The organism is Spongiactinospora sp. TRM90649 (assembly GCF_029382225.1).
GTDB lineage: Bacteria > Actinomycetota > Actinomycetes > Streptosporangiales > Streptosporangiaceae > Spongiactinospora.
In genome coordinates, this window is sequence record NZ_JARLTC010000060.1 from 1 (window position 1) to 21,684 (window position 21,684).

Here is a 21,684-nt window from a genome sequence, read left to right on the forward strand (position 1 = left end):
CCCCCGCCCGGGCGCCCCCCCCCCCCCCGGGGGGGGCCGGCCCCCCCCCCGCGGCGGGGGGGGGGGGGGGGGGCGCGGGGGGCGGGGGGGCGGGCCGCCCCCCCCGGCCCGGTTCAGGCCAGCGAGATCGACTCGCCGTCCACCTTGATCTGCTTCTCCGGCAGCGGCTTGCTCGCCGGCCCGCCCGCCACCGAGCCGTCGGCGATCTTGAACTTGCTCCCGTGACAGGGGCAGTTGATCAGGCCGTCGCTGACGTCGGCGACCGTGCACCCGTTGTGCGTGCAGGTCGCGCTGAACGCCTTGAACTCACCTGCCTGCGGCTGGACCACGACGACGTTCTCGTTCTTGAACACCGCGCCGCCGCCCTCAGGGATGTCGGCGGTCTTGGCGAAACCGCCGGAGCCGCCGCCGGATTCGCCGGACTTGGACTCCTGGGGCGCGGAGGACTGCGGCTCCGTGGTGGCCCCGGTGGCCCCGCCGGGGTCGCCGTACGCGGAGCAGGCGGTCAGCGCGACCGCCAGGCCCGCCCCGCCCGCGCCGAGCATCAGCAGGCGCCGCGTCGGGTCCTGTGCCCGCGCGCCCGGCCCCGCCGTATCGGCTCCGCGTGTAACGTCACTCATCGCTGCCCTCCAGTGCACTTCTGCCGGCTTCGACCACCCGGCCGGGACGGCCGGGTGGATCGTCGGGGACGCCGCCACATGTATCTCATCAACCTCAACGGGACGGCCTCCCATTAGGTCGTACGAAGCAGCCCCGACAGAAGTTCATGATCACATCCGACAGTTCACCCGATCCACGCAGATTTACCACTTCAGCGGGTCAGCCAATGACGATTCCGTCACCCTGGACCTTCAGCGGGAACGCCACCAGCGGCGCCTTGGCCGGTCCTGACACGCACTCGCCGGAATCGATGGCGAACTGGCTGCCGTGACACGGGCACTCGATCAGGCGCTCCTCGATCCGGCCGACCGCGCAGCCCGCGTGCGGGCAGGTCGCGGTGAACGCCTTGAACACGCCTGCGCTCGGCTGCGTGACGACCAGCTTCCAGTCGTCGAACACCTTGCCGCCGCCGACGGGGATGTCGGCGGTCTTGGCGATGACCTTCCCCTTGATGCCGGGCGGCACCGCGGGCGGGCCAGGGTCGCCGCCGCACGCCGCCAGCGCCGCGGCACCGCAGACCACGCCCACCGTGCCCAGCACCCGCCGGCGCGGCACACCGTTTCCGGACAAGACGAAACCCCGCTCCCCATCCGACATGACGTGGCGGCCCTCCTCGCGACTCCCCCGGCCGACCGGGCTCGCGAACAGCGTATTGACCGCCCCCCTCGCCCCCCGATCCAGCCCCGGCGCGGGCGGGTTCGCCGAAACTGTCGGTGCCGCCGGGCAGACTGTGCCCTGTGTCGACGTCCTTTCCACGGCCGAAGCCGGGAACAGCCCACACGGCCCCTGCGGGCCGCACTTCCCGCCTGCCCGGCGGTGGGCCCGTCCTGGCGACTCAGGGCCCAGAGCCCTTCCCGCGCCCCCGATTCCGCCTCAGGAGGTCACGATGAGCGACCCTGACGCCGCCGGCGGAGCGGGCGCGGAGGTCCGGCTGCGCCCGGTCGAGGAGAGCGACCTGCCGGTGTTCCTGGAGCAGGAGCACGCCCCGGAGGCCGGCCGCAGGTCGCGGTTCAGGCCCCGGCCCGAGGCGGCCTTCATGGCGCACTGGCACACCGCCATCCTCGCGGATCCGCCACGCTGGTGCGCACGGTGGTGGCCGGCGGCGAGACGGCGGGCAACGTGATCTCCTGGTGGGAGGGGTCCGAGCGGCGCCTGGGCTACTGGCTCGGCCGCGCCCACTGGGGCAGGGGCGTCGGCACCCGCGCCGTGTCGCTGTTCCTCGAAGAGGAGAAGACCCGCCCGCTCTACGCCGACCCCGTCGCGGGCAACACCGCCTCGATCCGGCTGCTCGAACGGCTCGGCTTCCGGCGCTCCGGCACGGTCACACACGGCGAGGACGAGCACATCATGCTGATCCTGAACGACCCCGCGGGCGGCGGCGGGTGAGCGCCGCGGGCGCCGCCCTCCCCGGTGGGAGGACGGCGCTCCGGACACGGCGGTCAGCCGGGCAGGATCTTGCGCAGGAACCGGCCGGTATGACTGGCCTCGACCTGCGCCAGGTCTTCCGGCGTGCCGGTGGCGACGAGGGTGCCGCCCCTGGAGCCGCCCTCGGGCCCCATGTCGATGACCCAGTCCGCGGTCTTGATGACATCGAGGTTGTGCTCGATGACGATCACGGTGTTGCCGCCGTCGACCAGCCGCCCGAGCACGCCGAGCAGCCTGCGGATGTCTTCGAAGTGCAGACCCGTGGTCGGCTCGTCTAGCACGTAGACCGTGCGCCCGGTGGAGCGGCGCTGCAGCTCGGAGGCCAGCTTGACGCGCTGCGCCTCACCGCCCGACAGGGTGGTGGCGGGCTGCCCCAGCCGGACGTAACCGAGGCCGACATCGTTGAGCGTCTTGAGGTGGCGCTTGATGGCGGGGATGGCCTCGAAGAACTCCAGCCCCTCCTCGATCGGCATGTCGAGGACCTCGGCGATGGTCTTGCCCTTGTAGTGGACCTCCAGCGTCTCCCGGTTGTAGCGGGCGCCGTGACAGACCTCGCACGGCACGTAGACGTCGGGCAGGAAGTTCATCTCGATCTTGATGGTGCCGTCGCCGGCGCACGACTCGCAGCGCCCGCCCTTGACGTTGAAGCTGAACCTGCCCGGCTGGTAGCCGCGGATCTTCGCCTCGCTGGTCGCCGCGAACAGCTTCCTGACGTGGTCGAAGACACCGGTGTAGGTGGCCGGGTTCGACCTGGGGGTGCGCCCGATGGGCGACTGGTCGACGTGCACCACCTTGTCGACCAGGTCCATGCCGTTGATCCGGGAGTGGCGGCCGGGAACCGTCCGCGCGCCGTGCAGTTCCTTGGCCAGCGAGGTGTAGAGGATGTCGTTGACCAGCGTCGACTTCCCCGACCCCGAGACCCCGGTGACCGCGGTGAAGACCCCGAGCGGGAACTCCACGTCGACGCCCTTGAGGTTGTGCTCCCTTGCGCCCTTCACCACGAGCTGGCGCTTGCGGTCGCGCTTGCGGCGCTGCGCGGGCAGCGCGATCGTCCGGCGCCCGCTGAGGTAGGCCCCGGTGAGCGACTCCTCGCTGGACAGCAGCTCGGTGACGGTGCCGGAGACCACCACCTGCCCGCCGTGCTCACCGGCCCCTGGGCCGATGTCGACCACCCAGTCGGCCGCCGCGATGGTGTCCTCGTCGTGCTCGACCACGATCAGCGTGTTGCCCATGTCGCGCAGCCTGATCAAAGTCTCCAGCAGCCGCTGGTTGTCACGCTGGTGCAGGCCGATCGACGGCTCGTCGAGCACGTAGAGCACGCCCACCAGGCCGGAGCCGATCTGCGTGGCCAGCCGGATGCGCTGCGCCTCGCCACCGGCCAGGGTGGCCGCGGCGCGGTCCATGGTGAGGTAGTCGAGCCCGACGTCGAGCAGGAACCCCATCCGGGCGTTGATCTCCTTGACCACCCGGGCGGCGATCTGCATGTCGCGCTCTGACAGCTTCAGCGTGGCCAGGAACTCCGCGCACTCCCCGATCGACATGCCGGAGACCGCCGCGATGGAGTGGCCCCCGACGGTGACCGCGAGCGAGACCGGCTTGAGCCGGGCACCCGCACAGGCCGCGCAGGGGATCTCGCGCATGTAGCCCTCGAACCGCTCCCGGCTGGAATCGCTCTCGGCCTCACCGTGGCGGCGCTGCACCCAGGGGACGACCCCCTCGAAGGTGGTGTAGTAGGAGCGCTGCCTGCCGTAGCGGTTGCTGTAGCGGACGTGCACCTGCTCGTCGTGCCCGTTGAGCAGCGCCTTCTGCGCCTTCTTCGAGAGCTGACCCCACGGGGTGTCGAGGTTGAACCCCATGGCCAGGCCCAGTGCCTCGACCAGGCGGATGAAGTAGTCGCTGGTGTGCCCGTTCGACCACGGCGACAGGGCACCTTCGCGGAGCGTCTTCTCCGGGTCGGGCACCACCAGGTCGGGGTCGACCTCCATGCGGGTGCCCAGGCCGGTGCACTCCGGGCAGGCGCCGAACGGCGAGTTGAACGAGAACGAGCGCGGTTCGAGCTCCTCGAACGACAGGTCGTCGTATGGGCAGTAGAGGTGCTCGGAGTAGAAGCGCTCGCGGTTCGGGTCGTCGTCGGGGAGATCGACGAAGTCGAGGGTGATCGTGCCCCCGGAGAGCTGGAGCGCGGTCTCGACCGAGTCGGTCAGGCGGCGGCGGGCGCCGTCCTTCACCGAGAGGCGGTCGACGATCACCTCGATGTCGTGCTTCTCGTACTTCTTCAGCGTCGGCGGCTCCTCCAGCCGCACCACCGTGCCGTCGACCCGTGCCCGCGCGAAGCCCTTGGCCTGGAGCTGGGAGAACAGTTCGGCGTACTCGCCCTTGCGCCCGCGCACGACGGGCGCGAGCACCTGGAAGCGGGTGCCCTCTGGCAATTCGAGCACACGGTCGACGATCTGCTGCGGGGACTGCCTGGCGATCGGCCTGGCGCACGTCGGGCAGTGCGGCTTGCCGATGCGCGCCCACAGCAGCCGCAGGTAGTCGTAGACCTCGGTGATGGTGCCCACGGTGGAGCGCGGGTTGCGGCTGGTGGACTTCTGGTCGATGGAGACCGCGGGCGAGAGCCCTTCGATGAAGTCGACGTCGGGTTTGTCCATTTGGCCGAGGAACTGCCGTGCGTAGGCGGACAGCGACTCGACGTAACGGCGCTGGCCCTCGGCGAAGATCGTGTCAAAGGCCAGGCTGGACTTACCGGAACCCGAGAGCCCGGTGAAGACGATGAGCGAGTCTCGTGGCAGATCCAGCGAGACGTCTTTGAGGTTGTGTTCTCGTGCGCCACGCACGATCAGGCGATCAGCCACGGTGATCCCGATGTAGGAGGTTGGAAGGGTCGATCCTGCTGCACGGGCAGAGTAGCGGGAGGGTCCGACAAATTCTTGGCGACCGACACCGGCGCCCTCCACAATACGGGCACGGGTCCCTCCACCGCAGGTCAAGGGATATAACGCCGGAGCCGTACCGGTTATGCCCCCGTGAATCGGCCCTCACAGGAGGGTCACGTGGAAGGGCCACGTGGAAGGGCCACGTGGAAGGGCCACGTGGAAGGGCCACGTGGAAGGGTAGGTGCCGATCGGGCGCGGCCGGCCGCCCGTCACATCAGCGAGGAGAAGACCTGTGAGCTACACCGGCGACGTCACCAAGGACGGCCCCGCCGACGTCCGCGAGCTGGACGACATCACGATCGCCAAACTGGAGGTCGGTGGTTTCGGCAACAACGCCTACCTGCTCCGCTGCAAGGAGACCGGGGACGGGTTGCTCGTGGACGCCGCGGCCGAGCCGGAGCGGCTGCTGGAGCTGATCGGCGACATCCCGATCAGCAAGATCGTGACCACGCACCGGCACCAGGACCACTGGAACGCCCTGGCCGACGTCCAGCGCGCCACCGGGGCGACGGTGATCGCCCACCCGCTCGACGCGCCCGCGCTGCCGGTGCCCGTGGAGCACACGGTCGAGCACGGCGACCGGATCACGCTCGGCGTGCTCACCCTTTCGGTGATCCACCTGCGCGGGCACACGCCCGGTTCGATCGCGCTGCTCTACCGGGACTCCCACCTGTTCACCGGTGACTCGCTGTTCCCGGGCGGCGTCGGCAACACTCGCGGAAACGCGGCCGACTTCGCGCAGTTGTTCGGCGACGTCCGTGAGCGGATCTTCGACCGGCTGCCGGACTCCACGTGGGTGTATCCGGGCCACGGCAAGGACACCACGCTGGGCGCGGAGCGCCCGTCGCTTCCGGAGTGGGAGGCCCGCGGCTGGTAGCCGCGCGCGGGCACTGGAGACGGCGTGGTCCTCAGAAGGGACGGCGTGGCGCGGAAAGGACACGTGAGATGCGCTCCGCCGCGCCCGCCGCGTCGTCGACCCCGCCCACCACGTCGCCCCAGGACCACCGGTAGGCCCATCCGCCGTCCACGGCCACGCAGTGCACCGTCTCGGTCATCAGCGCGGCCTCCGGGTCGGAGACCTTCAGCGACGGCGGATCCGGGCGCAGCACCGCCGACATGCCCCGAAGCTCCAGTTCCCTGGCGAGCTTGCCGAGGTAGTAGGTGCGGGTGTGCTCACGCGGGACGGTCATCTCCACCTTCCGCCCGCCGTCGCGAACGGCCGCCGCGCGTGGTCAGCCCAGCCTGGCGCGTTGTTCACGGCGCTGCTCGCGCTTGAACATGAGCACCCGCAGCGGGATGGCCGTCACCAGCGCGATCTGCATGCTGGCCCCGACCTTGATCAGGGTGTCGCCGCCCTCGGGCCAGGCCGCCCAGACGGTCAGGCAGGCCACATTGATCATGATCCACGCGAGGACCACCGCGGCGAGCTGCCCCTTGGGCTTGGGGTACTCGATCCGGCTGACCATCAGCCAGGCCACCGCGAAGATCGCCAGCAGCGAGAGGTAGGACGGCGGGAAGAGCAGCACGACCGACACCACGGTCATCGCGCCCATCGGGATGGGAAGCCCCATGAAGTCGCCGCTCTTCGTCTTGACGCAGGCGAACCTGGCAAGCCGTACGACACCGCCGATCAGCACCGATCCGGCCGCGCCGAGCACGAGCCACAGCGGCAGCGCGGCCGAGAACCCGGCCCACATCACCACCATGAACGCGGGCGCCAGCCCGAAGCTGATCACGTCGGCCAGGTTGTCGAGCTCGGCTCCCATCGCCGAGGCGCGGAACCTGCGGGCCACCAGGCCGTCGAACAGGTCGCAGGTCGCGCCGATGAGCAGCAGCACCACGGCGGTGGCGAAGTAGCGCGAGTCGGGCGCGAACGCCCGGGTCTCCTGGAGCTGGCTGATCGCCGACCAGGCCAGCACGCAGACCGCCAGGAAGCCGCAGAGCGCGTTGCCCAGCGAGAGGGAGTCGGCCGCCGACAGCCGGAACGCCTTGCCGACCGGGCCCTTCGGCTCGTCGTCGGCCTCACCGGGAACATCCACCCGGTCGACGTCGTCCACCGGCCAGCTAGCGTCAGCCGTGGTCAAGTCCGGTCACCCCCGCTACGGTCTTCTCACCGACGGTCACCGAGGGGGCGATCCCCTCGGGCAGGTACACATCCACCCGCGAACCCAGGCGGATGAGCCCGATCCTCTCGGCGCGCGCCACCTTGGCGCCGACCGTCAGGTACGGCACGATCCGCCTGGCCACCGCACCGGCGATCTGCACCAGCTCGATGTCCCCGAGGGCGGTGTCGAAGTGCCACACCACGCGCTCGTTCGTGTCGCTGTCCTTGTTGAAGGCAGGTACGAATCCCCCCGGAATATGCTCTATCGACGTGACGGTTCCGGCAAGAGGCGCACGGTTCACGTGCACGTCGAGCGGGCTCATGAAGATCGCCACGCGGGTGCGGCCATCCGGCCATGGATCGACGCTCTGCACCACGCCGTCGGCGGGCGCCAGTACCCGCGCCGTGCCGGGGACGCGCTCCGGGTCTCGGAAGAACCAGAGCATGCCGCCGGTCAGCGCGGCGAGCGGAGCCGCCGCCAGCGCCCAGCGCCGGTCGCGGGCCGCGAGAACGGACGTCGCCGCCGCCGCCGTGGCGACCGGAGCCAGCCACGGCGAAACACCGCGGGCCAGACGCACACGTCGGAGTGGGGTTCGAGCTGAATCGTGGGACACGGGGAACCTTATGTGATGACTTCCGGCTATTTGTTCGCCGCCTTGGAGAAGGATGTTACCGATCCCACACCCCATAGTCGGCGCAATGAGACAAGCAAAGCGCCTCGCACCGGGTTTCGCTACCCCTGGTGGCTGGGGTTCGGGCTCGTGGAAGCGGCCACATCATCGCCCTTACGCGCGTCGCTACGCGCCTTGAGCAGGCTGGCGACCGTGGTGACGACCATGGAGACCCCGATGACGGTCAGGGACATCCAGATCGGCACCGTCGGGGCCCAGGACACGCCGCTGGAGTGCAACGCTTCCAGAATCAGCTTAACCCCGATGAAGGCCAGGATGAACGCCAAACCATAGCTGATGTACACGAGCCGTTGCAAAAGCCCGCCCAGGAGGAAGTAGAGCTGACGCAGTCCCATCAGCGCGAACGCGTTGGCGGTGAAGACGATGAAGGCGTCCTGGGTGAGACCGAAGATCGCGGGGATCGAGTCGATGGCGAACATCAGGTCGGTCGTGCCGATGGCGATCATGACGATCAGCATCGGGGTGACCATGCGCCTGCCGTCCACCTTGACGGTGACCTTGGAGCCGACGTAGTCGGCGGTGGTGGGCAGCGCCCGGCGGGCCCAGCGCAGCACCACGTTCTCGCTGACGTCGTCCTCCTTGCCGTGCTGGCGGATGATCCCCACGGCGGTGTAGAGCAAGAAGAGACCGAACACATAGAACAGCCAGCTGAAGTTGGCCAGGGCCGCGGCGCCCAGGGCGATGAAGATGCCGCGCATCACCAGCGCGATCAGGATGCCGACCAGCAGGACCTTGTGCTGGTAGGGCTTCGGCACCGCGAACCGGCTCATGATGATGTAGAAGACGAACAGGTTGTCGATGCTCAGGCTGTACTCGGTGAGATATCCGGCGAAGAACTGTCCGGCGTGGGTCGGAGAGTCCACGACCCAGATCCCGATACCGAAGAGCACCGCGAGGGTGACATAGAAGCCGACCCAGATCCCCGCCTGACGCAGGGAGAACTCGCGGGGTTCTCCCCTGTCCACGATCCACAGATCGATGGCGAGCACGATGAGAAGGCCGCCGATGACGGCGGCCCACGCCCATACGGATACGTCCACGTTGAATTAACCTCCGGCGCACAGGACAGACTGCCGGAGGTCTCTCCCGCCCGCGTGAAAGGCGGACCGACAGCCCCGGGGGCCTCGTGGACCGAGGCTGCACCGTGATGACGAGACTGACGCGAAAGGGATACTCCCCCCCTAACCCACGGAGTATAGGTGAACGGGAGGGACCATATCTAACGTTGGTGACCCGTAGCCGACCCCAATTGCGTCCGGTAGAGGGCGAGCACGGACCGAACCGCGTCGTCTTCGCCCGGCAGCTCACCGCCGCGCCGCGCCGACGCCTCGGCCAGCCGTACGGCGAGCGCCGGATCACCCAGGACACGCCGCACGGCATCGGTCATCGCCGCAACGTCACCATACGCCACCAGGAGGCCCGCGTCGCGCACCATTTCCGGCACGCCGCCGACCGCCGTGGCGATGACCGGACGGCCGGCGAGCAGCGCCTCCTGCAGGCTCAGCGGCTGCCCCTCCCAGCGGCTCGGCAGGAGGACCGCGTCGGCCGCCGCGAGCAGATCCGGAATGTCATGACGATCACCCAGCAACCGCACCGGCAGCCCGCGCTCCCGGACACCCGCCTCCAGTGGCTCCCGCAACGGCCCGTCGCCCGCGACCACGAACTCCGCCTCCGGCACCGACGCCGCAACGTCCAGCAGCGTCTCCAGCCCCTTCTGCTGCGCCAGCCGGGCCACCGTCAGCAGGATCGGACGGTCTCCCGGAACGCCCAGCGCCGCCCGCGTCTCCTGCGGCGTACGCTCTGCCGGGCGCAGCGCGGGCGCGGGCACGACGGCCGGTGTCACCCGCCGCGCGCCCAGCGCCGCCATCCGCTCGCCCAGGTCGCCCGAGACCGGCAGGACCACCGACGCCCGCCGGGCGACGATCCGCTCCAGCACCCCGTAGACCGCGCCCACCGCTCCCCCGGCGGTGAGCGCGTTGTGCAGGGTGACCGCCACGGGCACCCGCGTGCCGGTCACGGCCAGCGCCGCCAGCGCCCCGGCGCGCAGGCCGTGCGCGTGGACCACGTCGCCGCCCGCCCGCCGTATCGCCGTCATGGCCCGCAGGTCGCCCGCCGGGTGCGGCCGATCGGAGATCGGCACCGGCAGGAACCGGGCCCCGGCCGCGGCGAACCCGAACCTCTCGCCGGTCTCGGCGGGACCGGCCACCACCACCCGGTGCCCCGCGCACACCAGGCCGGCGGCCAGCATCCGCACATGCCGCCCGACGCCGCCCGCGCTGGTGCCCAGCACGAGCAGGATCCGAGCCTCATCCATCGACGCGCTCCTCGATCGTCTCCGCCGTTCCCGCCGTCCCCGTGCGACGGCCGCGCCGTACCCGCGCGAGCAGCGCGCGCGCCTCGCGGCCGTCTACCAGCATCACCACCATCGCGCCCGCAACGGCGGCGACCACCGCCGCGAGCACGGTGTTCAGCACGCTGAGCCACACGCCCCCGGCGGCGGCGAACGCCGTCACCCCGGACCCGGCGAGATACGCGGCCAGCCCGCCCAGCACCGCCGCGGCGAAGGAGCGCCCGGCTCCGCGCAGGGCGGCGGCCCCCCGCGCGCGCAGCACCGCGACGGCCAGCGTCACCCCGCCCGCCGACATGCCCAGCGTGCCGCCCAGCGCCAGACCGGCCAGCCGCCAGTCCGGCGGCAGGACGAGCGTGAACACCGTCTGCGCGACCATCACCGCCAGCCAGCCGCCGACGGTGCCCACGGCGGCGGCACGGCCCCGCCCGGCGGCGTACAGGACCCGGCTCAGGTGCGCGATCAAGCCGTATCCGGCCAGGCCGGGCGCGAACAGCGCGATCGCCCGCGCCAGCGCGCCGGGATCGACGTCGCTCGCCGCGCCGTCCAGGAACACCCCGGCGACCGGTACGGCCACCGCCCCGAGGAGCCCCGCCGCCAGGCCCGACACCAGGATGACGGCGCGGCTGGTGGCGGCGGCCGTGGCCGCGAAGCCCGCGGTGTCGCCGTGCTGCGCCCTGGTGGACAGTAGCGGGAAGGCGCTCGTCGCGATCGGCACCGCGAGCACCGCGTAGGGCACCTGGTAGATCGCCCACGCGTAGTTGTAGGCGACGATCGCGCCCGGCCCGGCCCCCCGGTTGGCCAGCACCACGGTCAGCGCCATCGCCGCCTGCTGGGCGAGCAGCGCGGCCAGCCCGGCCAGCGCCAGCCGCCGCACGGTGGGCCCCACGCCCTCGGGGAAGCGGAAGGTCGGCCGCAGCCGCAGCCCGAGCCGGGACGCGGGCCCGATCACGGTGAGCACCATCGCCAGCACGCCGAGGGTGGTGCCCGCCGACAGCGCCAGCTCGGCGGGGCCGGGCACCGGCAGGCCGATGGCGTCTCCCCGCAGTGGAACGTAGATCAGGTACGCCGCGATCACCACCAGGCTGGACACCAGCGGCGCCAGCGCGGGGGCGGCGAAGCGGCGATGCGCCTGCAGCACGCCGTACAGAACCACGGCCACCCCGTACAGCGGGATCTGCGGGGCGAAGACGACGAGCATCCGGGTCGCGGTCTCGACCACGGCGCCGGTGTCGCACCCCGGCAGGTCCGGGCCCACGAACAGCCGGATCACCGGCGCGGCCGCGAACGCGGCGAGCACGGCGAGCGGTACCAGTGCGGCCACCACCCACGTCAGCAGGGCCGAGGTGACGCCGCTGACCGCGGCCCGGTCGGATGGGGCGGCGCGGGCCGCGAAGCCCGCCAGCACCGGGACGACCATCCCGGCGAGCGCCCCGCCGACCACCACCTCGAAGACCATGTTGGGGATGTGGTTGGCGGTGAAATAGGCGGTGGAGAGGCAGTTGGTGCCTACGGTGCGGGCAAGGGCGAGCTGTTTGCCGAATCCGGCCAGCCTGGCGGCGACCGTGAGGACGCCGATCAGCACCGCCGCCCCGGCCACTCCCTGCCCGAGCCGCCTCAACACGAGTGGTTCAGACCTCCACCGGTTCCACCGGCTCGATCGCCTCGGCGGGGTCGGGCTTCTTCTGCTCCACCGGCCGGCGGCCGAGCATGTCGATGCGGTTCAGCGCCGGGGTCGCCGCGATCACCTTGGTGAAGCTGACCTTCTCCGAGGCGGCGGTCAGCGCGGTGACGGTGCCGAGCACCGCCAGGCGCGCCGGACGGCCCAGGGTGACGGCGGCGGCCAGGCCGAGCAGCGCCCCCATGGCGTTGGCCCCGGCGTCGCCGAGCATCGCCCGCTCGCCGAGGTCCTCCGGCAGCAGCGCCACGGCCGCGCCCAGCGGCACGGCGGCCATCGCCGCCGACGCCGGGGAGCCGCGCAGCACCGACGCCGCGAGCAGCGGGCCGCCGGTCAGCAGGCCCACCTTGATCGCCCGGCCGGGACGCAGGTCGAACAGGTTTGCCAGGTTGGCGCCGCCCGCGACGAGCGCGCCGTTGACCAGCGTGTCGGCCGGGCCGCGCGACACCAGCGCGGCGGCGGCCAGCCCGGCCCCGCCGATGCCGAGGATCTTGACGGCCCCGCTGGTCACCTCGCCCTTGGCCAGGGCGCCGAGGTGGCCCTTGAAGCCCTTGGAGGAGGTGCCGCCGTACAGGTCGTCGTAGGCGCCGAGGGCGCCGCTGCCCAGGCCGGCCAGCAGCGCGGCGGCGCGGACCCGCGCCGGGAGACGCGGTGCGAGCGCCGCCGCCGCCCCCGCGCCCACCGCGAAGGCGGGCCCTTCGAGCAGCGTGATCGGCTCACCGCGATGGTTGGTCCTGGTCCAGGTCTGCTCGTCGCCGACCGGCGGACGGCGGCGCAGGGCCGCGTACGCGGCGCGGGCGGCCACGGCGCCCAGCGTGGCGCCGAGTGCGGCGCCGGCGAGTGCGGCGAGACGGGGTCGGGCGGCCATGGTCAGCCTCCGGAGGAGCTGCTCGGAGTGGATGTGGGTACGGGAGAGGGCTCCACGGCCGAGGCGCCGGGACCGGTGCCGTACTGCCCCGCGCCGCCGGAGAGCTGCTCGCGCAGAGCGTAGACCAGCACGACGCGTCCCGTAGGCAGTTCGCCGTTGTCGACAGTGGAGACGGCGCCGGCCGCCCCGGAGTCGCGCAGCCCGGCGACCACCCCGCCCGGCCCCGCGGAGGCCGTGGGACCGGTGACGACGGTGCCCCGGTCGGCCGCGTCGAGCCCCTCGGCCAGCGCGATGATCCCGGCACTCTGCGCCTCGGCGTCATCGCCCTCGGACGGCTCGCCGGGCGCCAGCACCACCGCCAGCGACGCCCGCAGCGCGGGATCGCCGCTCATCGTGATCAGCGCGCCCTCCTGGAACGCCTCCAGCACCCCCGCAGCCGCCGGGTTCTCCCTGCCCACCTGGGCCGTGTCGGAGGTCACCACCGCCGCCGCGAGCACCGCGGCGGCCTTCTCGTACGGCGTGGCGTCAGCCGGAAGCGTCATCTCCGCGGGCTTGGCGGCCGTCGCGAGCTGGTCGATCATGCCGGTCTGCTTGGGGTCGAGGTACTTCTCGGTGAGCGCCACCTGCCCGCTCACCGCCGCGTCGGCGTGTTCGAGCACCTGCTGCACGCCCTCGCGGTCGGCCGCGGTGACCCCGGGCAGCTCGACGAGCAGCACCCGCTCGCCGTCGAGCGCGCCCCGCACCAGCTCGCGGGTGTGCGCCGAGATCAGCGCCTCGTTGCCGCCCTCGCGGAGCTGCAGCGAGGTGATCTGGTCCTGCAGGCCCGTGTTGCGCTGGGTGACCTGCTCGACCGCCTTGTTCGCCACGTAGATGGCGGGGTCCTGCAGGAAGGTCGAGCCGAGCACGATGCCGACCGACAGCGCGAGGAAGATCGCGATGATGGAGACGAGGTGATAACGGAAATCGATCACGAGAAGAGTCCGACCAACCAGAAGATGAAGGCGTTCCAGAAGTCCCGCAGGCCCTCCAGCCAGATCTGGCCGACCGGCGAGATCCGCAGCGCCACCCCGAACGTGATCAGGGTGGTGATGACGAGCAGGAGGAGGGAGGAGTTGGAGATCCGGCTGCGGTAGAGCCGGCTGACGCCTTTCGCGTCGATGAGCTTGCCGCCCACCCGCAGGCGGGTGAGGAAGGTGCTGGCCATGCCCGAACGGCCTTTGTCCAGGAACTCGACCAGGGTCGCGTGGGCGCCCACGGCCACCATGAGGTCGGCGCCCTTGTCGTCGGCCAGCAGCATCGCGATGTCCTCGCTGGTGCCCAGGGCGGGGAAGATCACGGCGTCGCGGCCCAGCCTGCGCACCCGCTCCAGGCCGGGCGCGCGGCCGTCGCGGTAGGCGTGCACGACCAGTTCGGCCCCGCAGGTGAGCGCCTTGGTAGAGACCGAGTCGAAGTCGCCGACGATGATGTCGGGCAGGTAGCCCGCCTCCATCAGGGCGTCGGCGCCGCCGTCGACCCCGATCAGCACCGGGCGGTACTCCCGGATGTAGGGGCGCAGCGTGGCGAGGTCTTCCTTGTAGTGGTAGCCGCGGACCACGATAAGGACGTGCCTGCCTTCGAGTGGGGTGCGGATCTCCGGCACCCCCACGCCGTCGATCAGCAGGTCGCGCTCGCGCCTGACGTACTCCATGGTGTTGGCGGCGAACGCCTCGATCTGCACCGAAAGGCCCGCCCGCGCCTCGGTCATGGCCGCCTCGACGCTCTCGGCGGTCTGGGCGTCGCCCTTGCCCACCACCTCGTCGCCGACGTAGACCACGCCTTCGTGGACCCGGATGACGTCGCCGTCCTTGATCCGCTCGAACAGCTCGGGGGTGGCGTTGTCCACGAACGGCACGCCCGCCTCGATGATGATCTGCGGGCCGAGGTTGGGGTAGCGCCCGCTGATGCCGGCCGCGACGTCGACCACCGCGGCGGCCTCGCACGCCACGAGCGCCTCCGCGCTCACCCGGTCGACGTCGACGTGGTCGATGATCGCGATCTCGCCGGGCCTGAGGCGTTTGGTGAGCCTCTTGGTCCGCCGATCGATCCTCGCCACTGCCGTAACCCCGGGAAGGTCGTCTGCCTTCCAGCGGCGGAGGCCCGGAACCCTCATGGTCGGCACCTTCATCACGCCCATCCTGCCAGAGGGAACGACCCCACCGGCCTCGCATGGCGCGGCGTGTCAGATTTGTCACACGGCGTGACGGAAGGGAAAGGCCGGTCCGCGCCGGAGCCGGAACTGTCCGGATCGACCGCCGTCATGCCCGATCGGTGGCGGCGATGTCGAGGAGCTCCTCCGCGTGCGCCCGCCCGAGCTCGGAATCCTCCAGGCCGGCGAGCATCCGCGACAGCTCGCGCACCCGCCCCTCGTGGTCGAGCGTCACCACCCCGCTGCGGACCACGCTGCCGTCGCTCGACTTCTCCACGACCAGGTGCTGGTCGGCGAAGGCGGCCACTTGCGGCAGGTGGGTGACCACGATGACCTGCGCGGTGCGGGCGAGGATGGCGAGCCTGCGGCCGATCTCGACCGCCGCCTTGCCACCGACACCGGCGTCGACCTCGTCGAAGACGAACGTCGGCACCGGATCGGCGCCCGCGAAGACGACCTCGATGGCCAGCATCACCCGGCTCAGCTCACCGCCGGAGGCGCCCTTGCTGAGCGGCAGCGGCGGCGCGGCCGGATGCGCCGACATGCGCAGCTCCACCTCGTCGAGCCCGTGGGGGGCGAACTCGCGCCCCTGGGTGAGCTGCACCACGACCCGGGCGTGCGGCATCGCCAGCGCGGTCAGCTCGCGGGTCACCGCCTCACCGAACCGCTCGGCGGCGGCGGTGCGGACGCGGGTGAGGTCGCCGGCCAGCTCGGTGAGCCGTCCGGTCAGCTCGTCGTGCTCGCGGGTCAGGTCTTCGATGCGGTCGTCGTCGCCCTCCAGCTCGGCCACGCGCGCCGCCGAGCGCTGCGCCCACTCCAGGACGGCCGCGGCGTCCTCGCCGTACTTGCGGGTCAGCCCGGCCACCAGCGACCTGCGCTCCTGGACGACGGCCAGCCGCAGCGGGTCGGCGTCGACCGACTCGGCGTAGGCGGCCAGCTCGGTGGCCACGTCAGAGACCAGGTAACCGGCCTCGGCCAGGCGATCGCCCAGCCCGCCGAGCGCCGCGTCGAACTCGCGCACGGCCTCCACCGCCGCCCGGGCCGCGCCGAGCAGCGAGATGGCGTCCTGGGCGACCTGGGCCGCGCTCATCGGGCTCATCGGGTCGCCGAGCAGGGCGCCGTGCGCCGTCGTCGCCGCCGAGCGGAGCGCGTCGGCGTGAGAGAGCCGCTCCTCTTCCTCCCGCAGTTCAGCGTCTTCACCGGCCTTCGGATCGACCTTCTCGATCTCCTCCAGGCCGAACCTGAGCATGTCGGCCTCCTGGGCCCGCTCCCGGGCCCGGGTGGTCAGCTCGTTGAGCAGCTCGCCGACCTCGCGGTGGCGGCGGTAGGCCTGCTCGTAGGCGCGCAGCGGCTTGACCAGCTCGTCGCCCGCGTACCTGTCGAGCGCCGCACGCTGGCGTGAGGGCTGCAGCAGGCGCTGCTGGTCCATCTGCCCGTGCACGGCCACGAGGTCGTCGGCCAGGTAGGTGAGCGTGCCCACGGGCACCGTGCGCCCGCCCAGCCAGGCGCGGCTGCGGCCCTCCGCCGAGACGGTGCGCGCGATGATGAGCTGCCCGTCGTCGACCTGGCCGCCCGCGTCCTCCACCTGCTGGGCGACCCGGCCGCCCGGTTCGACGAACAGGCTGCCCTCGACGGTCGCCTTGTCGGCGCCCGGCCGGACCCGCGAGGGGTCGGCGCGACCGCCGAACAGCAGCCCGAGCCCGGTCACCACCATCGTCTTACCCGCGCCGGTCTCGCCCGTGACGACGGTGAAGCCCGGCGAAAGCTCCAGGACGGCCTCGTCGATGACGCCGAGACCGCCGATCCGGACCTCCTCGACCCTTGGTCGCACTGGTCCCTCCCGTCACATACCAGCCACCGAACGCGTGTGCGGCGCGTGCCACACGATCCTACGCGCTTCCCGCCCTCCGGAACCTGAACGCGCGCGTCACAGCACGCGTACCCGGAGTGCTCAAATCCCGCGCACGCGGCCCCTCCAGCCCTGCACCGGCAGGTCGAACTTGGCCACCAGACGGTCGGTGAACGGCGCACCGGTGTCCTCGATACCGTGCAGCCTGGCCAGACGCACCGGCAGGTCGCCCCGGCGCACCTCGACCCTCGCCCCGGACGGCAGGTCGAAGCGGCGGCGGCCGTCGCACCACAACACCCCACCGGGCGTGTTCGGGAGGATCTCCACGGCCATGATCGATCGCGGCGAGACCACCAGAGGCCGGGCGAACAGGGCATGCGCGCTGATCGGCACCAGCAGCAGCGCCTCCACCTCCGGCCAGACCACCGGCCCTCCGGCGGAGAACGCGTAGGCGGTCGAACCCGTCGGGGTGGCGCAGATGACACCGTCACAGGCGTAACGCGACAGCGGGCGGCCGTCGATCTCGGTGACCACCTCCAGCATGCGGTCGGTCTTCTCCACCGTCACCTCGTTGACCGCCCAGGTCTCGGCGATCACCTCGCCGTTCAGGCGCGCCACCACCTGGAGCGTGAGACGCTCCTCCACGTCGTAGCGACCGCGGACCACGCCGTCCACGGCCTCCGCCAGGTCGTCCACCTCGGTCTCGGCCAGGAAGCCCACGTGGCCCAGGTTGACCCCGAGCAGCGGCGTGCCAGTGGGCCTGGCCAGCTCGGCGGCGCGCAGGATGGTGCCGTCGCCGCCGAGCACGATGATCATCTCGGCGTCTTCGGCGGCGTCCATCGTCGCCGGGACGATCTCGGCCCCGGGACAGGCGACCCCTTCGGCCTCCGAGGCGAGCACCCGGACGTGCATCCCGGCGCTCACCAGCATGTTGATCACCTGCCGGGCCGCGGCGACGGCCGCCTGCCGTCCGGTATGGGTCGTGATCAGAATGGTCCGCTTCGCCGTCACTACCGGGGCCCCTCCGCCACCGCCCGATCGATCTCCGCCTGCAGGTCGGGGACGGGCGCTGCCCCCTCGCCCCTGCCCAGCCACAGCAGATACTCCACGTTGCCCGAAGGTCCGGGCAACGGGCTCGCCGTCACCCCGCGCACCACCAGACCCAGCCCCAGCGCGGCCACGGCCACCTCCCGCACGGCCCGCGCCCGCAGCTCCGGCTCGCGGACCACGCCGCCCGCGCCCACGCGCTCCTTGCCCACCTCGAACTGCGGCTTGACCAGCAGCACGAAGTCGGACGCGGGCGCGGCGCAGGTGAGCAGCGCGGGCAGCACCAGGCGCAGCGAGATGAAGGACAGATCGCCGACCACGAGGGTCGGCGGCTCGCCCACGTCGGCGGGAGTCAGTTCCCTGACGTTGACGCGCTCCATGACGGTCACCCGCTCGTCGGTGCGCAGCGACCAGGCGAGCTGGCCGTAGCCGACGTCCACCGCGAGCACGTGCGCCGCGCCCTCGCGCAGCAGCACGTCGGTGAAGCCGCCGGTGGACGCGCCCGCGTCCAGGCAGCGGCGGCCCTTGACGGCCAGCCCGCGCGGGGCGAAGGCGGCGAGCGCGCCGAGCAGCTTGTGCGCCCCGCGCGAGACATAGTCGGGGCCGCCGCCGGCGGGCTCGGCCACGACGATCGCGGCGGCCGTGTCGACCTGGCTGGCCGCCTTGCCCGCGACCTGGCCGCCGACGCTGACCCTGCCGTCGGCGATCAGGCTTCCGGCCTGCTCGCGCGAGCGCGCCAGGCCCCTGCGCACTAGCTCGGTGTCGAGCCGAACTCTCCTGCTCACGCGCCGTCCCACCGGTCGTCGGCCCCAGGGAGGTCGGCCGCGACCGCTGCGGTGTCCTCTACGGTGTCCTCTATGGTGTCGTCCGCGGTGGACAGGAGGTGTTCCAGCCCGGCGTGGATCTCCTCGAACACGGCGACGTGCTCGGCGACGGGCAGCGTGGCGAGACGGTCGAGCCCGGCGAGCGCCTCCCCGGCCGACCCCGCCGCCCGCTGCGGCAGATCCGTCATGCGTCCCCTTCCGGGAGATGATCCGATGCGAACGCGTATGTACGCCCCGCTGCTCTGACGCTATCCGACACCCGCCACGGACAGGCGCGCCGACGGTGCCGCGCTGTGCCCATGCACGATGGATTTCGCGTAGTAGTTAGGTTGGAACGCTACCGTCCTGAGGAGGAGGGGCACGAACTATGGCGACCGTCGAGGAGTGCCGGGCGGCGCTGCGCAAGCTCGCCGAGCAGTTCGACGAGGTCGACGAGGAGACCAAGGCCAAGCACGTCGTCGACCGCTCGGTGAGCTGCCACGTGCCCGACCTCGGCGCCGTCTTCCACGGGCGCATCCACCACGGCGGCATCGAGTTCCGCGACCCCGCCCCAGGCGAGCGGGCGCGCGACGCCGACATCCGCCTGACGATCAGCAGCGACGACCTGGTCGCCTTGGTGGACGGCGAACTCGACATGGCGCGGGCGCTCTTCGGCGGCCGGGTCAAGATCGAGGCGAGCATCGGCGACCTCTTTCGCCTCCGCCGTCTCCTTTGACGGCGGCGCGGCCGGGTCTCAGCGGCCCCGAGGGAACACCTCGGACAGTTCGGATAGCTCGGATAGCTCGGATAGCTCGGCCAGGGCGGGCTTGACGGCGTCCTCGCTCAGCCGGTCGTCGCCCGCCGCGTCCCAGGCCGCGCGGGCGGCGGCGCGCAGGCCGTCCAGCGGATCGCCTGAGCCGGTCACCGACAGGCTCCCAGACTCCCAGCGGGCGCTCCAGCCCTCGCAGGTCCACGATCCCCCGCCGCCGGGCTCGACGCGCGGATAGGGCCTGTGCAGCGCGGACAGGTCGGCGGCCACGTAGGTCGGCCGATGCTCGGGCACGGCGGTGAGCACGTCGAGGGACGTGGCGACGCCGGTGAGCACCAGCAGGCTGTCCACGCCCGCGTTGGCGGCGCCCTCCACGTCGGTGTCCAGCCGGTCTCCCACCACCAGCGGGCGTTTCGCGCCGGTGCGCAGCATCGACTCGCGGTGCATGGGCGGCAGCGGCTTGCCCGCCACGATCGGCTCGACACCGGTGGCGGTCGCGATCACCCGGCTCATCGCGCCGTTGCCCGGCAGCTCGCCCTTACCGGACGGCATGGTCGCGTCGCCGTTCGCGGCCACGAACAGCGCCCCGTGGCGTACGGCGAGCGCCCCCTCGGCCAGCAACCCATAGGACATGTCAGGCGAGAAGCCCTGCACCACGGCCACCGGCGAATCCGCCGCCGTGGTCACCGGCCGCAGCCCACGCTCCCGCACCGCCTGCCGCAGCCCCGAACCGCCCACCACCAGCACCGGCGACCCCGGCACCACGCGCTCGGCGATCAGCCGCGCGGCGGCCTGCGCCGAGGTGACCACATCCTCCGCCCGCGCAGGCGCTCCCAGCGCCACGAGATGCTCGGCGATGGCCCGCGGTGTCCGCGACGCGTTGTTGGTCGCATAGGCCAGCCGCACCCCCGTCCGCGCCGCCTCGCTCAACGCCTCCGCGGCCCCGGGAATGGCACTGGGCCCCAGGTAAACCACACCATCAAGGTCAAGCAGCAGCGTGTCGTATCCCTCGACCAGGCACCTTGTCACCACACCCCGCGATCCTATGCGGCCATCCCCATCCAGTAGCGCCCGCCCTCCCGCCGTACGCCCCGAAGGCACACTCGAAGCCGAGGTCCACGACGCCGACCGCAGGTCACCGGAACCCAGCGCCCACCCCGAGCGAATGGAAAGCCCTCCCCAGCCACGGCTTGCAAGCCGGGGCAGACACCACAGCCGGCCGGAAGGACTCCACCCACTCCACAGCCGCTGTCCGAACAACGGCGGATCGTCCAAAACAAGAGCGGGGTGTGTTGGGTGTGCCCCCCAGGCGCGCGCCGGCTCCCTACGGCCCGAAGGCACGCTCACGAGCGACACGACCTCGGCGTCCGCCTCAGTCCGCGCGAGGTATTGGAGGTGAGCCTGCGAGCGACGCCTGAGGCGGCGGTTGCTGACGGGCGTCCGGGGAACGCGCACCAGCCAGGCGGTGCGGCGAACGCCATGACCCGCCCGAACGGCCGGGAGCCCGCAAGCGGCAGCGTCACTGCCCCAGACGGTGGACACGTCCGTCCACCCGCACGTGGCCTGCGACAGTGGCCACCAGCAGGGCACGACGCGGGGCAGCGGGCGCTGCTCGTCCATGACACGGGCGGGGACGCCGTCCAGGACCAAGGGCGACAACGAGAAGGCCATCAGCGGTCGGTGGCATGAGCGCGCCCGGCAGGCGGGGCCTTGCCGGGCGCGGGGAGAGCCGGGTGGGTGGGTGGATAGATGGTCACATGGCCTCGCGGGCGCGGAGGGTGGCGCGGACGCTCTTCAGGGCCGATACGTAGTCGTTGTGGTCGGGGCGCATCGCGACGGCGATGGCCAGGGGTTCCTGGGCCGCCTCCATGTCGCCGGTGCGCCAGAGGGCGAGGCCGAGGCCGAAGTAGGCGTAGTCCTCGGTCGGGTTGAGATCGACGATCGACCGGAAGCTCTCGGCCGCCTTGCCGTACTGGCGGGAGTTGAACTGGGCGCGGGCCAGGCCCTCGCGCACGCTGCGCGAGTCCGGCTCGGCCTCGGCCGCCCGCTCAAGCAGCGCCGCCGCAGCGGCCGGGCTGCCCTCACGCAGCAGCTTCATGCCGCGCTGGAACCACTCGTAGACGTCGCCGCTCGGGGCCCCCGCCGACTGCTCCGGGGTGTTGTCCGGACCGTTGGGGCCGTGCACCATCTGCCATCCTTTCCATACGAATATGGCGAACTGACAATGCATCCGCAGACTTGCCGTTAGGAGGGAGAAGGATTCCGCCGTGTCATCGGGGCGGACTCTGAACGAATCAGTGCTCTATGGGAGCATGCCCGAT

22 protein-coding genes are annotated in these 21,684 nt (G+C 71.9%); 4 read left to right on the forward strand and 18 right to left on the reverse strand.

Going from position 1 to position 21,684, the window contains the following annotated elements; genetic code table 11:
- Nucleotides 1-113: 113 nt before the first annotated feature.
- Together P3X83_RS42085 and P3X83_RS42090 are read right to left on the reverse strand one after the other, a co-directional pair.
- Nucleotides 114-620: a Rieske (2Fe-2S) protein gene (locus P3X83_RS42085; RefSeq protein ID WP_277311050.1), complete on the reverse strand. Its 507-nt coding sequence runs from the start codon at nt 618-620 to the stop codon at nt 114-116.
- 199 nt (nt 621-819) lie between these two features.
- Entirely contained in the window at nt 820-1,230 is a 411-nt protein-coding gene (locus P3X83_RS42090; protein ID WP_277311051.1) for a Rieske (2Fe-2S) protein, read from the reverse strand.
- Nucleotides 1,231-1,546: 316 nt separating this feature from the next.
- Between P3X83_RS42090 and P3X83_RS42095 the strand changes: the two genes are divergently transcribed.
- Together P3X83_RS42095 and P3X83_RS42100 are read left to right on the forward strand one after the other, a co-directional pair.
- On the forward strand, nt 1,547-1,783 hold the full coding sequence (locus P3X83_RS42095) for a hypothetical protein (RefSeq protein ID WP_277311052.1): 237 nt from the start codon (nt 1,547-1,549) through the stop codon (nt 1,781-1,783).
- A complete protein-coding gene (locus P3X83_RS42100) occupies nt 1,741-2,046 on the forward strand; it encodes a GNAT family protein (protein ID WP_277311053.1) in 306 nt (101 codons plus the stop codon). Before P3X83_RS42095 ends, P3X83_RS42100 begins: the two co-directional genes overlap by 43 nt.
- Nucleotides 2,047-2,099: 53 nt before the next feature.
- Here the strand turns inward: P3X83_RS42100 and uvrA are convergent, their stop codons facing one another.
- A complete protein-coding gene (uvrA, locus tag P3X83_RS42105) occupies nt 2,100-4,940 on the reverse strand; it encodes an excinuclease ABC subunit UvrA (RefSeq protein ID WP_277311054.1) in 2,841 nt (946 codons plus the stop codon).
- Nucleotides 4,941-5,253: 313 nt separating this feature from the next.
- On the opposite strand from uvrA, the gene P3X83_RS42110 reads away from it, so the two are divergent.
- Complete coding sequence (locus tag P3X83_RS42110) at nt 5,254-5,898, forward strand: MBL fold metallo-hydrolase (protein WP_277311055.1); 645 nt, start codon at nt 5,254-5,256, stop codon at nt 5,896-5,898.
- A gap of 31 nt (nt 5,899-5,929) precedes the next feature.
- Here P3X83_RS42110 and P3X83_RS42115 read toward each other — a convergent pair whose 3' ends face one another.
- From P3X83_RS42115 to P3X83_RS42175, 13 genes are all read right to left on the reverse strand, one after another.
- Nucleotides 5,930-6,211 (reverse strand): hypothetical protein, encoded by a 282-nt coding sequence (locus tag P3X83_RS42115; protein ID WP_277311056.1) that lies wholly within the window; start codon nt 6,209-6,211, stop codon nt 5,930-5,932.
- Between the two features lie 42 nt (nt 6,212-6,253).
- Nucleotides 6,254-7,105 carry a CDP-diacylglycerol--serine O-phosphatidyltransferase gene (pssA, locus tag P3X83_RS42120; RefSeq protein WP_277311057.1) on the reverse strand — a complete coding sequence of 284 codons (852 nt, stop codon included), beginning with the start codon at nt 7,103-7,105 and terminating at the stop codon, nt 6,254-6,256.
- On the reverse strand, nt 7,092-7,697 hold the full coding sequence (locus tag P3X83_RS42125; protein ID WP_277311078.1) for a phosphatidylserine decarboxylase: 606 nt from the start codon (nt 7,695-7,697) through the stop codon (nt 7,092-7,094). Before P3X83_RS42125 ends, pssA begins: the two co-directional genes overlap by 14 nt.
- A 161-nt stretch (nt 7,698-7,858) precedes the next feature.
- The gene (locus P3X83_RS42130; RefSeq protein WP_277311058.1) at nt 7,859-8,857 is read right to left on the reverse strand and encodes a TerC family protein; all 999 of its coding nucleotides are present in this window, start codon (nt 8,855-8,857) and stop codon (nt 7,859-7,861) included.
- A gap of 179 nt (nt 8,858-9,036) precedes the next feature.
- Complete coding sequence (locus P3X83_RS42135) at nt 9,037-10,131, reverse strand: glycosyltransferase family 4 protein (protein ID WP_277311059.1); 1,095 nt, start codon at nt 10,129-10,131, stop codon at nt 9,037-9,039.
- A complete protein-coding gene (locus P3X83_RS42140) occupies nt 10,124-11,788 on the reverse strand; it encodes a lipid II flippase MurJ (RefSeq protein ID WP_277311060.1) in 1,665 nt (554 codons plus the stop codon). Before P3X83_RS42140 ends, P3X83_RS42135 begins: the two co-directional genes overlap by 8 nt.
- Nucleotides 11,789-11,795: 7 nt before the next feature.
- Nucleotides 11,796-12,710 carry a hypothetical protein gene (locus tag P3X83_RS42145; RefSeq protein ID WP_277311061.1) on the reverse strand — a complete coding sequence of 305 codons (915 nt, stop codon included), beginning with the start codon at nt 12,708-12,710 and terminating at the stop codon, nt 11,796-11,798.
- A gap of 2 nt (nt 12,711-12,712) precedes the next feature.
- Nucleotides 12,713-13,681: a copper transporter gene (locus P3X83_RS42150; protein WP_277311062.1), complete on the reverse strand. Its 969-nt coding sequence runs from the start codon at nt 13,679-13,681 to the stop codon at nt 12,713-12,715.
- Entirely contained in the window at nt 13,678-14,874 is a 1,197-nt protein-coding gene (gene steA, locus P3X83_RS42155) for a putative cytokinetic ring protein SteA (RefSeq protein ID WP_277311063.1), read from the reverse strand. The genes P3X83_RS42150 and steA overlap by 4 nt, the downstream gene beginning before the upstream one ends.
- Nucleotides 14,875-15,004: 130 nt before the next feature.
- Complete coding sequence (gene recN / locus P3X83_RS42160; RefSeq protein ID WP_277311064.1) at nt 15,005-16,726, reverse strand: DNA repair protein RecN; 1,722 nt, start codon at nt 16,724-16,726, stop codon at nt 15,005-15,007.
- A 120-nt stretch (nt 16,727-16,846) separates the two neighbouring features.
- Nucleotides 16,847-17,755, reverse strand: a complete 909-nt coding sequence (locus tag P3X83_RS42165; protein WP_277311065.1) for an NAD kinase — start codon at nt 17,753-17,755, stop codon at nt 16,847-16,849.
- A complete protein-coding gene (locus tag P3X83_RS42170) occupies nt 17,755-18,576 on the reverse strand; it encodes a TlyA family RNA methyltransferase (protein ID WP_277311066.1) in 822 nt (273 codons plus the stop codon). Before P3X83_RS42170 ends, P3X83_RS42165 begins: the two co-directional genes overlap by 1 nt.
- Nucleotides 18,573-18,803: a hypothetical protein gene (locus P3X83_RS42175; RefSeq protein WP_277311067.1), complete on the reverse strand. Its 231-nt coding sequence runs from the start codon at nt 18,801-18,803 to the stop codon at nt 18,573-18,575. The genes P3X83_RS42170 and P3X83_RS42175 overlap by 4 nt, the downstream gene beginning before the upstream one ends.
- 179 nt (nt 18,804-18,982) lie before the next feature.
- Here P3X83_RS42175 and P3X83_RS42180 point away from each other — a divergent pair, with 179 nt between their 5' ends.
- Entirely contained in the window at nt 18,983-19,330 is a 348-nt protein-coding gene (locus P3X83_RS42180) for an SCP2 sterol-binding domain-containing protein (protein WP_277311068.1), read from the forward strand.
- Nucleotides 19,331-19,348: 18 nt separating this feature from the next.
- Here the strand turns inward: P3X83_RS42180 and P3X83_RS42185 are convergent, their stop codons facing one another.
- On the reverse strand, nt 19,349-20,395 hold the full coding sequence (locus tag P3X83_RS42185; RefSeq protein WP_277311069.1) for an HAD-IIA family hydrolase: 1,047 nt from the start codon (nt 20,393-20,395) through the stop codon (nt 19,349-19,351).
- Between the two features lie 721 nt (nt 20,396-21,116).
- Nucleotides 21,117-21,551: a tetratricopeptide repeat protein gene (locus tag P3X83_RS42190; protein WP_277311070.1), complete on the reverse strand. Its 435-nt coding sequence runs from the start codon at nt 21,549-21,551 to the stop codon at nt 21,117-21,119.
- Between the last annotated feature and the right edge of the window lie 133 nt (nt 21,552-21,684).